Source organism: Rhodococcus sp. DMU1 (assembly GCF_012272955.1).
In the GTDB taxonomy this organism is placed as follows: domain Bacteria; phylum Actinomycetota; class Actinomycetes; order Mycobacteriales; family Mycobacteriaceae; genus Rhodococcus; species Rhodococcus aetherivorans.
Window position 1 is genome coordinate 4,746,335 of the sequence record NZ_CP050952.1, and the last position, 13,012, is coordinate 4,759,346.

Here is a 13,012-nt window from a genome sequence, read left to right on the forward strand (position 1 = left end):
TAGCGCAATTCACTCCGTACCCCTGTCAGTTCTTTGGCTCTCAACGGCGTCAATGGCAGGACAGATCTCGTCCGGGACCAGTGAACGCCTGGTGGAGTAGTGCAGATCGAGCAGCGCGATCGCGATGAACAGCACGATCCAGTAGCTCGTATGCGTGATCAACCTCGAAGTGATCAGCACGAAGAACGTGTACGTCATGAGAATGAACGCGGGACGACTTGTCCTGCCGACAAACACGAGAGCACCGAGATAGACCGCGACGCCGAGAATCCCCACCTCCATGTACACACGTAGAGTGTCGTTATGAAGAAGACTGTTCCAGGATGTTCCGCTCACCCGCAGAGCAGTATCGGCGAGACACTCGTTGAGAGATCCGAACGCCTGGGACGAATCGGCGCAGTGCACTGCGAGTCTGTAAATGGAGACCCGGCCGCTGGTGAAATCATCGAAAGCGATACCGAAGTAGTTGTAGAACGAGCGTGAGAATTCTGCGGAGTACGCCGCCTGCACGACGAACGGACTGGCTGCTCCGGCTACGAGGAGCGCAACAAGAGCACGCCGCCTCGGCGGTGCATCTTTCCGGATCCAACGACGGAACACCAAAAACAGTGGGGCAGAGATGAAGGCTGCACGCTTCAAGGCAATCATCGTAAAGAAGGTCGACACTCCGCTCCGCACCGCCTTCTGGCGGACAACGAAGTACATCGCCAACACCAACATGTCGTGCGAGAACGACGACTCGAACGGTGACGTAGAGGCCGACCAACTGATCGCACTGAGGGCGGCCACGCTGAACTCACCTGAAACGACGAAATAGGCCACGTAACGCGCCAGCAAGAGGGTCATATACGCGTCAGCCAGACGCATCGAAACGGTGTTGGCGACGCACACTGCGATGACGGTCGGTACCAGGATGTAGCCAACGGCTCCGAAGCTAGTGAAAGTGAAATCTCCGTGTACGACGATTTCGTTGATCATCGACAACAGGACGAGGACACCGGACGCGGATGCCAGCGCGGCCGCCGACCATCCGAAGATGAGTGTCGATCCAGGCCGCGCCTTGAGCATCAGTCCCACGACCCGAAGCGTGGCAAACAAGACCAGTGCAGCAAGACACAGATAGTACACCGCTCCTGGAAGGAGTTCTGCTATGTAGAGGGCGTAGCTGAATGCGTAGGCGGCAAATAATGCCAACTGGACGTAGTCGACGAATAGCATCGGGCGTGATTGTCCGACGCGCCCAGTCGTGGTTGCCCCGAGAGTGAAGCTCATGGACGTCCACCCGCCCCCACCAGCTCCCGAAGATGAGACCACGAATCATTAGAGCGCGTAAGCAATTTCGCTGCTACGTCGTCGGCGTCGTAATGCGGGTCTTCCACCGGAACGTCGTCGAGGGCCGACGCAAGCCGCGTTAGACCGACGGACGCCAGTAGGTCTTCGTTGCGTGTCGAGTTGCTTTGGGGCAGCAATGCATAGAGCGGCCTTCCGAAGGCTAGCGAGAACGCCGTCCCGTGAAATGAGTCCGTGACGACGTAGGAGGCGTCTCGGAAGAGGGCAACGAATTTCGCCGGATCGACTAGATAATCGGATGCGCGATTCTCCATCAGCATCTTGGCGTCGGGTGTGACCCGACGGACCGGTAGGTTGTGACGGCTTCGAATCGCGGCCAGCTTCTCCTTGAAGCCCGGCGTGTTGTGAAGCTGGTAGACAAGGATGTATCGACTCCCCACCGGCAGGTGGGAACTCGAAAATTCGGTCCAATACTCTTTGCCGTGAAGAAGCACCGGATCGACGTCGACGCGAGAGGGTATTCCCATTGCCTCCAGAGCAGCCTGTGCCGAACGCTCCCGAACAGATACCGAAGTGAAGTCCTCAAGCCATGACGCCACGCGGTGGGCATCCGCCCAGGACGGCGCGTTCGAACCGAAACTCGCTGCGTAACTGTGCTTCTTGTCAGGCTTTTGACCATCCAAGAAGTACACAGGGTCCAGTTGTCCATGGACCGAGTTCCAAACTTGATCGCTCCCCGTCAGCACGAGGTCAACGTCGTCCGCAAGGCTCCGGACACCCGTCTCGTCTTCGCAGGTCGGGGTAAGTGTCAGATACCGACGCTGAAATTTCCTGAACCGAAGACTCATCGTCGCCATGTTGGGCGTCTGAACTGCCAGGTAAGCGGCACTTTTTGCGGCGGAACTTCGCACTCGGGACTCCCTGAGGCGGGATGCCGCCAACCTGAGTGGCCGGTCCGTGTGAGGAAAGTAGTCGATGACATGCGGTGCAGCACCGAGCGAAGCCAGTGCACCCTCAAGTGCACGACATTGGAGAAGTGAACCGTAGTTGGGGTATACGTGGCGAGTCAGAATGCCGATTCTTTTCACTGATCCTCCGTTGCCTCGACGAAGCAGTTCTGCGGATCGGTCACCGGTAGCGTCGCTGCCTTGTTCGTCGGGGACTCGGTCAATCGACTTGCTTGATCGGCACGCTTGCTCGAGACACGGTGATACGCTTTGTCCAGCTGTGCAGCCACCACCTCGGTGGAGAATGTTCTTCTCGTCCAGGCTGTCAGTTCGGATCTGTAATCGTGGTGATCGGAAGCGCAATCGATCATCGCATCGGCCAACGACGCCACGATCTCACCCTCCGACTTGGCGTCAACGTCAACCAGCCTTATACCCGGTGCATCTTGAAACACCTGCCACTCCCCAACCTTCGTGTAGACAGTAGGGGTGCCTTGAGCATGCGATTCGATCAGAGCCATCGGAAGTACCTCTGCGCGACTCGGAAGTACGACGGCCGTTGCTGCCGCGATTTCCTCTTGCAACCTCGTTCTGCTCAGGTCTCCAAGGTAGTCGACGCGGGACCGGGCGGTCTGCGAGTACCCGTTTGCGACCGGGCCGGCGATGCGCAGCCGTGCGTCTGGGAATCGAGACTGGACAGTTCGCCACGCCTCGATCAATCGATCATGACCCTTTCTTGCCCCTACTTCTCCCGCGAAGAGAAAGGTCGGCGACGTAGTTCGCCGCGGCGGTGTGTCAGCATCAGATGGAAACGACTCGAGGCCGAGCGGATTAGCGATGATCTGAGTTGGAGTTCCTGCGAGCGCTTGAACGACGTTTGCATGATTCTTGCCCAGGCAGAGGACAAGATCCGCCGAGTTCAGTACGTACCGGGTGATTACTGGATACTTCGCCACGTGGCGAGTCAGATCAGCACCGTGGAGCGTCACCACAGCCGGCTTGCGCAGAAGTTGCGCGAGCAAGAGCAAAGCCCCCTCTCGGATGAAGCTTCCGTACTCGCTCAGATGGACATGAGCGATGTCCCACCGCCGCACACTCCGACACATTTTGATTGCGGCACGAGTTGCAGTTGGGAAAGAGGCGAACTTACCGTTCGGTATCCATGACGGACAAGGCCGTTGCTCGAAAAAAGCTGAATCGAATTTCATAGTTTCTTCTATTACGGCTGCGATGCCTCCAGAGGTTCCAGCCGCGGGACCAATCTGCAGAACGACCTTGCGATCACGTTGGGACCTCCCCGAGTCTGAAGGAGTCGCTGCATCTAGGGCACTTTCACGAGTAGGCATTACGCAGCACCCCGGCACCGGGAAACGACTTCAGATATCCAATAGATGTGAGCAGGTGTGGGGGTATAGGCGCCGGACCGTGAGGACGACGGGATGGATGCATGCCCATGAGAATCGGACCTCGAGGTGGCGTAATTATTCACTTCTTGAGCCCCCCGTTTTCAACGAAGGTCGGAATGAATGCCGTGGCATCACGGGCGTACCGAGGCAGCAGACGCCGCGGTTCGGTAATGATTCGGTGCGCCCATTCCATTCCGGCTCGCTGCATCCATACCGGGGATCTACGAATTCTTCCGGCACTGAAATTGATTGCCATTCCAAGACAGAGAATTTGTCCCGCGCCGCCTTCTCCTCGAATTTCGTGCGCGATACGCTCCTGCTTCGGTGCACCCAAACCAAGCACGACGAGGCCACCAGACCCGCTTGAAGCCACACGAGCAACCAGAGCTTTTCTCGATCGTGGATCATCTACTTCGGAACGAGGTGCGGGTTCTTCAAAGACCTTCCACGACGAGCGGCGTGCCCTGTCCGCTACAGCTACCAGGGCATCGCGGTCCTCGCCTCCGACCAGGACAAGTGGCCTACCCTCCCCGCCAGTTTCAAGAATGACTTCCAGCAGATCCGATCCCGCTATGCGGTCGACACCCATTCCTGACGCTCGGGAGAGCATCCAAGCAACTGGCCATCCGTCAGGAAGCAGGAGATCAGCTGACGCGTAAAGACCGACGAGCGACTTATCCTGCCGCAACAAATAGATGTGATGCAAGTTTGGGGTAATAACGACTCGCCACACATCGGAGTCACTCTGAGTGATCTCTTCAACGACGTCTTGCAATGTCCTGCGTGCGAATGGTATCTGCTCACCCCGAATGCGTATGGAGACTGAGTCGGTTCCACTCCGCAGCATTTCCTACCCTTTCACGATCTTTGCCTGGGAAACTTTGATTGCGCTCAGACCCTGCAGTCCGACAATGGGTGCTTTACGTCGAGTTGACTAACGTGTCGTTATGAGTAGGCATCGCGTGCCAGCACCGCCTTGACGGTCTTCCCAGTGATCAACACCTCCGAGATCATCGACCGCCCCCTGACCGCTAAGCTGGCGGATACCATCCAAGCACTCAATGCTTGTTGCATCGGCCGATTGAAACCGCCCGTTCAATATCAAGGTGTCAGTACGCGCCGTCGCTGGCGGCAACAGCCTTTACAGTTTTCGCAATGATCAGCACATCGCTGACCATCGACCAGTTCTCGACATACGACAGGTCCAGACGAACGGACTCGTCCCACGACAGGTCCGAACGTCCACTCACCTGCCAGAGTCCAGTGACGCCCGGTCGGACCAGCAGCCGGCGACGGATCATGCCGTCGTAGTTCTCGACCTCGCGTCGCAACGGCGGGCGTGGCCCGACGACGCTCATCTCCCGACGGACGACGTTGATGAACTGCGGAAGCTCGTCGATGCTGTATCGACGAATGAACTTGCCGACACGCGTGATCCGCGGGTCGTCACGCATCTTGAACAAGAGCCCGGCGCCCTCGTTTCGATCGAGTAGCGCGGTCACCTGCTTGTCGGCGTCGGTCACCATCGACCGGAACTTGATCATGCCGAAGGGCTCGCCGTCGAGACCGATGCGTTCGGAGCGATAGAACACCGGGCCCTTGCTGTCCAGCTTGATGGCGAGCGCCACGAGGGCGAACACGGGAGCCAAGAGCACGAGAGCCGTGAGCGAGAAGGCCAAGTCGAACGCGCGCTTTCCGCTTCGCTTGGCGCCGTGGTAGCTGGGCTTCTCCACATGGATGAGCGGCAGGCCGGCAACGGGTCGCATCTCCATGCGCGGACCCGCGACGTCCACGACGCCGGTGGCGACGACGAGGTCCGCCTCGTACGGTTCGAGTTCCCAGACCAAGTCGCGGATTCCCTCGTGGCCGAGGGTTTCGGTTGCCGTCACTACAACTGTATCTGCGCCCGACTCGGCCAGGGCGTCGACGACCGATCGTTCGTCGCCATAGATTGCTATCCGGTTCCCGTCCACCTCGATGGACTCACCGCGTGCGCCGGCATAGCGCGGAACACAGACACCGACGACTCGGTAGCCGTCGGAAGCTTCGCGCTGGAAGGTTCGCGTCATGAGGCGTACCGCGTGCTCTCCTCCGACGACGAGGACCGAGGTCTGGAACTCGCCGCGGCTTCGCTTTCGTGCCACCACGCGCCGCCACATCCATCGACTGAAGATGAGCATCATGAGCCCAGCGGGCAGGGCAATGGCGAGGTAGCCGCGGGCCAAGTCGAGCTTGAAGACCAGCGAGACGATCGCGATTGCGCCGAAAAGCCTTAGCGTTCCGGAGATTACGCGCTGGTACTCCTCGTACCCGCTACCGATGACGCGACGCGACCGGGTGCGGAAGAGTGCGAGAGTCCCGATCCACGCCGCAGCCAGACACACCGACACGACGGCGTAGTTCAACTCACTGAACGAGGTTGCCGCGAGCGGATCGGCGTGCCCGAAGCGCACGACGTGCGCAAGGACGACTGCCAAGACGACGATGACGTTGTCGGTCCAGAACAGACGGCGGACGTATGCGCTCTGCCACGACCATCGGGTGTTGCCGGAGCGGTCTCCGACGAGGTAGGGAGTGCGCCTGGCCGGCGCTTCCCTTGCGGCGCCGGCCGTGGTGGTCTGCACCCGGTCCGACTGGTCCACTGCTGAATTCATTCCGTTCCCTCCCCGAGCCCCACACGGGCGAGCTGCCCGTATTGGTGCGATCACCTCGGACGGAACACGCGGACGGCATCGATGGTGTGCACGTACCTCCCCGTACCGCACACATCTCAAACCTGCGTTGCCCTCGGTAAGGAACATCTTGGGCCATTCGGCCGCGACTTGCATCTCGATCGGGACACGACTTGGACTGCCGCTGACACGCGTTGACCTGCGATAACTATCTACTTCTCAGTAACTTCTCAGCAAGTACCAGGTCAGACGGTATGTTCGCGCCCTAGCCGCGTCGGCCGTTCGGTTGCAAGCTATTCTTCGTTACAGTGTGAAATGTCACACAGGAGCGTTGCGCAGGGCTGATTCGCCACCTAGTTGGACGCATGACCAGTTCACATGAACGTACACACAGCAGGATGCAAACGCTAGTACATAACCAGTATTCACCGTGCAAGATTTCGAATCTCGAAGCCGCCGCTCCCGCTGTGTTCACCGACGCGGTTGTGCTGGCAGGACTCCTGGAGGGCAGCCGGCGACTCCGACATGCCTTGAACTGAAGGAATCTTCGACATCCATTGGCGACGGCCCCGTTCGGTGCCCCGATGTCCCCCAAATCCGCACGAGTAGGGTCGCGAATTTCGCTCAATGGGTTAAACTTCGCACAATCGCGCATTCCCGTGGCAATACTCCCCACTGCAACGGCTCGGGCGCGTACCTATTTCGATCGATATTTCCGTTGGCATGGGCACGTCTACCGACGAATATCTGATTTGTGCCATTCGAGAGACGAGGTGTCGCCATGGGCGAATTGATCGCCGAGAACCCGAGCGTGTTCAAGACGGCGGTGGTGCCGGCTGCGGGTATGGGCACGCGGTTTCTCCCCGCAACCAAGACGGTGCCCAAGGAACTCCTGCCCGTCGTGGACACCCCCGGCATCGAACTGGTCGCCTCGGAGGCCGCCGAGTCGGGCGCGGGCCGCCTCGTCATCGTCACCGCGCCGGGTAAGGCCGGCGTGGTCGCGCACTTCGTCGAGGACCTGGTCCTCGAGAATCACCTGGCGGCGAAGGGCAAGCATCACCTGCTCGAAAAGGTGCGCAAGGCACCGAGGTTGCTCGACGTCGAATCCGTCGTGCAGGCCGAGCCGCTCGGTCTTGGGCACGCTGTCGGGTGCACCGAGCAGGCCCTCGACGACGACGAGGACGCGATTGCGGTCCTCCTTCCCGACGATCTCGTCCGGCCCTGCGGCGTCCTCGAGGTCATGGCCCGTGTGCGTGCCGAGCGCGGCGGCAGCGTCCTGTGCGCCATCGACGTGCCGAAAGCCCAGGTCAGTTCGTACGGCGTCTTCGAGGTCCAGGAGGTTCCCGGCGTCGCGAACCCGGATGTGATGAAGGTTCTCGGCATGGTCGAGAAGCCGAAGCTCGAGGACGCGCCGTCCACCCTCGCCGCAGCCGGCCGCTACCTGCTCGACCGCGCGATCTTCGATGCGCTGCGCCGTGTAAAGCCCGGCGTGGGCGGGGAACTGCAGCTCACCGATGCCATCTCGCTGCTGATCGACGAGGGTCACCCCGTACACGTCGTCGTCCACCGCGGCTCGCGGCACGACCTCGGCAATCCCGGCGGTTACCTGCGAGCGTGCGTCGACTCGGCCCTGGCGAGCCCGGAGTACGGCCCGATGCTGCGATCCTGGCTGACGGACCGGCTCAAGCAGATCGATCCCGACGCTGCGACCGGCGCCCCGCAGTAGGACCCGGCCGCCGGCGGACCTGGTTACTCCGTCATCGGCCCATGCCGCGGTAGCGCCAGCCGTGGGAACGCCAGCGCTGCGCGTCGAGGCAGTTGCGCCCGTCCAGAACGGTGCGCGCCCGAACTGCTGCGCTGATCTCCTCCGGATCCAGTTCTTTGAAGTCTTGCCACTCGGTGAGTACCAGTACAGCGTCGGCACCTCGGCATGCCTCGGGGATGTCCGCCGCGTAGGTGAGGGTGGGGAACAGCCGTCGAGAGTTCTCCATTGCTTTCGGATCGAAGACCGTCACCGCTGCTCCCTGCAATTGGAGCTGTCCCGCCACGTTGAGAGCTGGGGAGTCCCGAACGTCATCGGAGTCGGGCTTGAAGGCCGCGCCCAAGACTGCGATCCGGGCGCCCAGGAGCGATCCGCCGCAGGCTTCTTTCGTCATCTCGACCATCGTGGTGCGGCGCCCCATGTTGATGCCGTCCACCTCCCGGAGCAGGTGCAGAACGTTGTTGGCACCAAGCTCGCCGGCCCGCGCCATGAACGCCCGGATATCCTTCGGCAAGCACCCACCTCCGAATCCGAGGCCGGCATTGAGGAATCGCCGCCCGATCCGGGCGTCGTAGCCGAGCGCATCGGCCAGCTCGACCACATCTGCGCCACTCGCTTCGCAGACCTGTGCGACGGCGTTGATGAACGAGATCTTTGTTGCCAAGAATGCGTTCGCAGCAGCCTTCACGAGTTCGGCCGTGGCAATGTTCGTGACCAGGAAGGGCACGCCCTCCGCGATCTGGCACGCGTAGAAGTCACGCAGTGTCGCTTCGGCTCGCCCGCCGCGACTAGGGTCGACCCCGACGACCAGCCGATCCGGGGCGAGAGTGTCCTGTACCGCGTACCCCTCGCGAAGGAACTCGGGGTTCCACGCCACCTCGACGTCGTCGCCGGCCGGTGCGGCGCTCCTGGCACGCTCTGCCAGTTGCTCGGCTGTTCCGACCGGCACCGTCGACTTCCCGACGATCAGCGTCGGACGGGTCAGGAGCGGGGCGAGCGCGTCGACGACCGCATGCAACTGGGACAGATCCGCGGCGAATTCGCCGCTCTTCTGTGGGGTGCCGACACCGATGAAGTGGATGTCCGCAAAGTCTGCCGCCTCGGCGTAGGACGTGGTGAAACGAAGCCGTCCGCATTCGAGGTTTCGTCGCAATACCTCGGAAAGGCCGGGCTCGAAGAAGGGCACCTCCCCTGCCTCCAGCTTCGCGATCTTCCCGGGGTCGATGTCGACGCCCAGGACGTCATGCCCCAGTTCTGCCATACATGCGGCGTGAGTGGCGCCCAGGTATCCCGTGCCGAAGACTGTGCAACGCATTCTCCCAGAGGTACTCAGCGGGCGTGTTCAGCACACCGATGCACGCTGAGTACTGAACCAACAATGTGTGAAGAGTTGGCGCTGTCGGCCCACTCAGGTCGACTCCGACGGAATTGGCAGTGTTGCCGCGAACACCGTCGCGTGAGGACTCCTGGCCTGTACAACGAGTTCGGGGTCCGAGCCCGGAACCCACGCCGCTTCCCCCCGCTCGAGGTTCAGTATCTGATCGCTACACCGCAGCTGAGCTGATCCCTCCACGCAGAGCAGGATCCGCGACGCCGGGCCACCGAATGCAGCAGAGGTCGGTCTCGAAGTACCCGATAGATCCAATTCGGCGCGCACCAACTCGAACTCGCGCACCGGCGGTGCGTACAGGCATTCGTCCCTGTCGATGCGTGCACGTACCCATGGCACGTCCACCGATCCGAAGTCGAGCACGCGCAGCAGTTCCGGCACGTCCACGTGCTTGGACGTGAGCCCGCCGCGGAGCACGTTGTCCGAGTTCGCCATGATCTCCACGGCTGTGCCCCGCAGGTATGCGTGGAGGTTGCCCGCCGGCAGGAACAACGCGTCGCCCGGTTCCATGGTCACCCGGTTGAGCAGGAGCGACGCGATGACGCCCGGGTCCTCGGCGTAGGCCCGGCCGAGGTCGAGGGCGGTGCGTGCCGCGACGGTGAACTCGTCGTCCGAGCCGGCCCGCGCCGCCAGGTAGCGCTCGCACCCGGCCAGAACGGCGTCCACCAACGCGACGAGAGACTTGGTCGGCAGCGTCATCCACGCGGTGAACAGGGCGCGCAGCCCCGTCGCGTCGAGGTGGTCGCCCAACTCCGACGCGTAGGGAGTCAGTTCGGGGACGCTCAGGTCACGAAGGAACTCGACCGTCTCGGTCGGCGCCCGAAAGCCGGCCAGCGCCTCGAAACGGCTCAGCGCCACGACCATCTCGGGCTTGTGGTTGTCGTCCCGATAGTTGCGGTGCGGTGCGCCCAATGGAATTCCGGCGTCGTTCTCCCGCGCGAACCCCTCCCGAGCCTGCGCCCGGCTCGGATGCGCCTGCAACGAGAGCGGCTGCTCGGCCGCGAGGACTTTCAACAGGAACGGCAGCCGACCGTCGAATTCTCGGGCACATTCCGATCCGAGCTGGCCTTCGGGATCGCGAGCAATGAGATCGAGCAGCGACACCGTGGTGCCGTCTTCGTCCACCACGGCCGGGGCCGCCGGATGGGCACCGAGCCACAATTCGGCTTCGGGTTCCTCGGTCGGCGCAGGCCGGCCGGTCAGCTCGGCCAGCGCGGTGTGCGAACCCCACGAATAGTTGCGAACGGCCCCGCGAAGCGGATACATCGAGCTCCTCCCCGGAACCGGATCAGCTTGTCCTGCATGTCTCTACACGTCGGTGGAGAACCGGACCCCGCCGTCCGGCAGGACGACTCCCGGCCACACCCGCGCGCCGCGTAGCAGTTCACAGCGGGCTCCGACCTCGGCGCCGTCGCCGATCACGGCGTCACGAACCAGAGCACGCGGCCCGATCCGGGCACCGAATCCCACGATCGAGCGCTCCACCACCGCTCCCGCGTCGATGCGTGCGCCGTCGAACACCGCGACTCCGTCGAGCCGGGCTCCGCCACCGACCACGACGTCGCGGCCGACCGCGGTTCCGCCGATCAGCATCGCCCCAGGGGCGACGCGGGCTGTCGGGTGTATGCGGGCCTCGCCGCGCTCACCGTCGAGCGCCGGGGACGGCGCAATTCCCCGGACCAGGTCGGCCGAGCCCTTGACGAAGTCGTCCGGCGTCCCCATGTCCCGCCAATACGCGGCGTCGACGTGGCCGAACACGCGGGCGCCGTCGACGAGCAGCGCCGGGGATACCTCCCGCTCCACCGAGACGGGACGTCCGGCCGGGATCTTCTCGATCCACTCGCGACGGAAGACGTAGCAGCCGGCGTTGATCTGATCGGTCGGCGGATCCTGTGTCTTCTCCAGGAACGCCGTGACCCGTCCGTCCGCGTCGGTGGGCACGCATCCGAAGGCGCGTGGATCGGCGACGCGCACCAGATGCAGCGTCACGTCGGCGTGGTTGACCTCATGCGTGTGCAGGATCTCGCGCAGGTCGCTGCCGCCGAGTACGTCGCCGTTGAACACCATGACGTTGTCGGAGCGCAGGTGGGGCAGCACGTTGCGGATGCCGCCGCCGGTGCCGAGCGGCTCGGTCTCGGTGACGTACTCGATCTCCAGCCCCATGCTCTCGCCGCTACCGAAGTACTCCTCGAACACCTCGGCCTTGAACGACGTACCGAGCACCACGTGGGTGATGCCCGCGCTCCTGATCCGCGCGAGCAGATGCGTCAGAAAGGGCAGTCCCGCCGTGGGCAGCATCGGCTTGGGCGCCGACAGCGTCAGGGGCCGCAGACGCGTTCCCTTGCCTCCTACCAGGACCACCGCGTCGGTCGCGGCTCCTCCGCCCATGTCCCTCCCCCTATCGAACGCGCGCCCGGCGCGACCGTGCGCGAATGCAACTGCCACTCCCGGGAACCACGCGGCGGCATCCCGTGCGGGATGCCGCCTGCGCGTGCCGAAGGTCAGCTCTGCGAGAGGTCCGGCAGCTGATCGCCGAAGAGATCGATCACGAGACCGATCAGCTCTTCGGGGGTGTCGATGACGTCGTCGGTCTCGGGCGCGACGTCCGCCTGCGGAACGGTCCCCTCCGACTTGGTCGGGGCGGACTGCGCGGCCGGGGCCGCGGGTGCGGGAGCGGCGCCGTCGCCGGCGACGTTCACGACGATCGGGTTCTGGAACGGCGCGCCGGACTTCAGGCCGACGTTGTCCCACTGGGTGCCGGCCGCGTCCTGGCAACCCCAGTACACGTAGTAGGTGCCGGCCGCGATGGGCTGCGGGCCCTGGGAGACGGGCTGGCCGTCCTGGACGAAGGTGATGGCGGAGGTGCTGGTGTTCTCGACGGAGAACTTCGAGCCGGGCGCCTGTGCATCGGCGCGGCCCGACGGATCGGCGGCGTCGAGCCCGCTCTGCTTGGTCGACACGTAGGTCACGCAGGTGACACCGCCGGCGACGTCCACCCCGGCGAAGTCGAAATCGACGGTGATCGAGCCGGGCGTGCCCGACGCCCCCACGGACGGGTTACCTGCCGCGACCGCGGTCCCCGGCACGCACAGCGCCAGCGCTCCCACCCCGACAACGGCCACAGCGGTCTTCTTCAGAACGGATTGCATCAAAGCTCCCTCGAATACGGCGTTTTCCGCGGAAGTCGCGGCATGCACTTCGACCCCCCGGTCGGAATGTTCCGAAACACCGTAACCCGAGGCGGCCTCACATGCGAGTTGGTCGGTCTGTTTCGAGCGGCGCCGCCCGCGCCTACACGCCGCGCCTCCAATCTGCACTCTCGGTGTCGTTTCAGCGGACTATTCCAGTCCACGTCCGTCGCCGCGGACGAAACGATGGACTCGGTCGGCATCGTTCACGGTTCGACGGATGGACATCGTCTTGCGCCTGGTGGTCCTGCGGGCAGCGCTGTAGGTGCTGATCGCAGTTGTGGCCGGTGATGCCGTCCGGCTCCGGGAGGAACGTCCCGCCCGACGCGCGCCGCCGAAGCGCCGGCCGGGCCGACC

General features: G+C 63.2%; 10 protein-coding genes. 1 reads left to right on the forward strand and 9 read right to left on the reverse strand.

All coding sequences use genetic code 11. From position 1 onward, the window contains the following. Positions 1-9: 9 nt before the first annotated feature. The 5 genes from HFP48_RS21550 to HFP48_RS21570 all read right to left on the reverse strand — a co-directional run bounded on the left by HFP48_RS21550 (position 10) and on the right by HFP48_RS21570 (position 6,285). On the reverse strand, positions 10-1,218 hold the full coding sequence (locus HFP48_RS21550) for a hypothetical protein (RefSeq protein WP_168580005.1): 1,209 nt from the start codon (positions 1,216-1,218) through the stop codon (positions 10-12). 50 nt (positions 1,219-1,268) lie between these two features. After that, on the reverse strand, positions 1,269-2,378 hold the full coding sequence (locus HFP48_RS21555) for a polysaccharide pyruvyl transferase family protein (protein ID WP_168580006.1): 1,110 nt from the start codon (positions 2,376-2,378) through the stop codon (positions 1,269-1,271). Next, on the reverse strand, positions 2,375-3,583 hold the full coding sequence (locus HFP48_RS21560) for a glycosyltransferase family 4 protein (RefSeq protein ID WP_348983352.1): 1,209 nt from the start codon (positions 3,581-3,583) through the stop codon (positions 2,375-2,377). The genes HFP48_RS21555 and HFP48_RS21560 overlap by 4 nt, the downstream gene beginning before the upstream one ends. Positions 3,584-3,722: 139 nt before the next feature. Then, a complete protein-coding gene (locus HFP48_RS21565; RefSeq protein ID WP_282597434.1) occupies positions 3,723-4,490 on the reverse strand; it encodes a WecB/TagA/CpsF family glycosyltransferase in 768 nt (255 codons plus the stop codon). A gap of 262 nt (positions 4,491-4,752) precedes the next feature. Next, positions 4,753-6,285, reverse strand: a complete 1,533-nt coding sequence (locus tag HFP48_RS21570; RefSeq protein WP_210432772.1) for a sugar transferase — start codon at positions 6,283-6,285, stop codon at positions 4,753-4,755. 811 nt (positions 6,286-7,096) lie between these two features. On the opposite strand from HFP48_RS21570, the gene HFP48_RS21575 reads away from it, so the two are divergent. Continuing rightward, the gene (locus tag HFP48_RS21575; RefSeq protein WP_161994855.1) at positions 7,097-8,041 is read left to right on the forward strand and encodes a UTP--glucose-1-phosphate uridylyltransferase; all 945 of its coding nucleotides are present in this window, start codon (positions 7,097-7,099) and stop codon (positions 8,039-8,041) included. 31 nt (positions 8,042-8,072) lie between these two features. Here the strand turns inward: HFP48_RS21575 and HFP48_RS21580 are convergent, their stop codons facing one another. The 4 genes from HFP48_RS21580 to HFP48_RS21595 form a co-directional block, all read right to left on the reverse strand. Next, complete coding sequence (locus tag HFP48_RS21580; RefSeq protein WP_043797029.1) at positions 8,073-9,392, reverse strand: UDP-glucose/GDP-mannose dehydrogenase family protein; 1,320 nt, start codon at positions 9,390-9,392, stop codon at positions 8,073-8,075. A gap of 93 nt (positions 9,393-9,485) precedes the next feature. Continuing rightward, a complete protein-coding gene (gene manA / locus HFP48_RS21585) occupies positions 9,486-10,733 on the reverse strand; it encodes a mannose-6-phosphate isomerase, class I (RefSeq protein ID WP_161994854.1) in 1,248 nt (415 codons plus the stop codon). A 42-nt stretch (positions 10,734-10,775) separates the two neighbouring features. After that, entirely contained in the window at positions 10,776-11,855 is a 1,080-nt protein-coding gene (locus HFP48_RS21590) for an NDP-sugar synthase (RefSeq protein WP_161994853.1), read from the reverse strand. Positions 11,856-11,968: 113 nt separating this feature from the next. Next, the gene (locus HFP48_RS21595) at positions 11,969-12,616 is read right to left on the reverse strand and encodes a hypothetical protein (RefSeq protein ID WP_161994852.1); all 648 of its coding nucleotides are present in this window, start codon (positions 12,614-12,616) and stop codon (positions 11,969-11,971) included. Positions 12,617-13,012: the final 396 nt, after the last annotated feature.

What these genes read in the sequence shown, in the direction of transcription:
- HFP48_RS21565 (WP_282597434.1), bottom strand. Translation starts at nt 4,490, where the DNA reads ATGCTGCGGAGTGGAACCGACTCAGTCTCCATACGCATTCGGGGTGAG.
- HFP48_RS21590 (WP_161994853.1), bottom strand. Translation starts at nt 11,855, where the DNA reads ATGGGCGGAGGAGCCGCGACCGACGCGGTGGTCCTGGTAGGAGGCAAG.
- HFP48_RS21575 (WP_161994855.1), top strand. Translation starts at nt 7,097, where the DNA reads ATGGGCGAATTGATCGCCGAGAACCCGAGCGTGTTCAAGACGGCGGTG.
- HFP48_RS21580 (WP_043797029.1), bottom strand. Translation starts at nt 9,392, where the DNA reads ATGCGTTGCACAGTCTTCGGCACGGGATACCTGGGCGCCACTCACGCC.
- HFP48_RS21595 (WP_161994852.1), bottom strand. Translation starts at nt 12,616, where the DNA reads ATGCAATCCGTTCTGAAGAAGACCGCTGTGGCCGTTGTCGGGGTGGGA.
- manA (WP_161994854.1), bottom strand. Translation starts at nt 10,733, where the DNA reads ATGTATCCGCTTCGCGGGGCCGTTCGCAACTATTCGTGGGGTTCGCAC.
- HFP48_RS21560 (WP_348983352.1), bottom strand. Translation starts at nt 3,583, where the DNA reads ATGCCTACTCGTGAAAGTGCCCTAGATGCAGCGACTCCTTCAGACTCG.
- HFP48_RS21550 (WP_168580005.1), bottom strand. Translation starts at nt 1,218, where the DNA reads ATGCTATTCGTCGACTACGTCCAGTTGGCATTATTTGCCGCCTACGCA.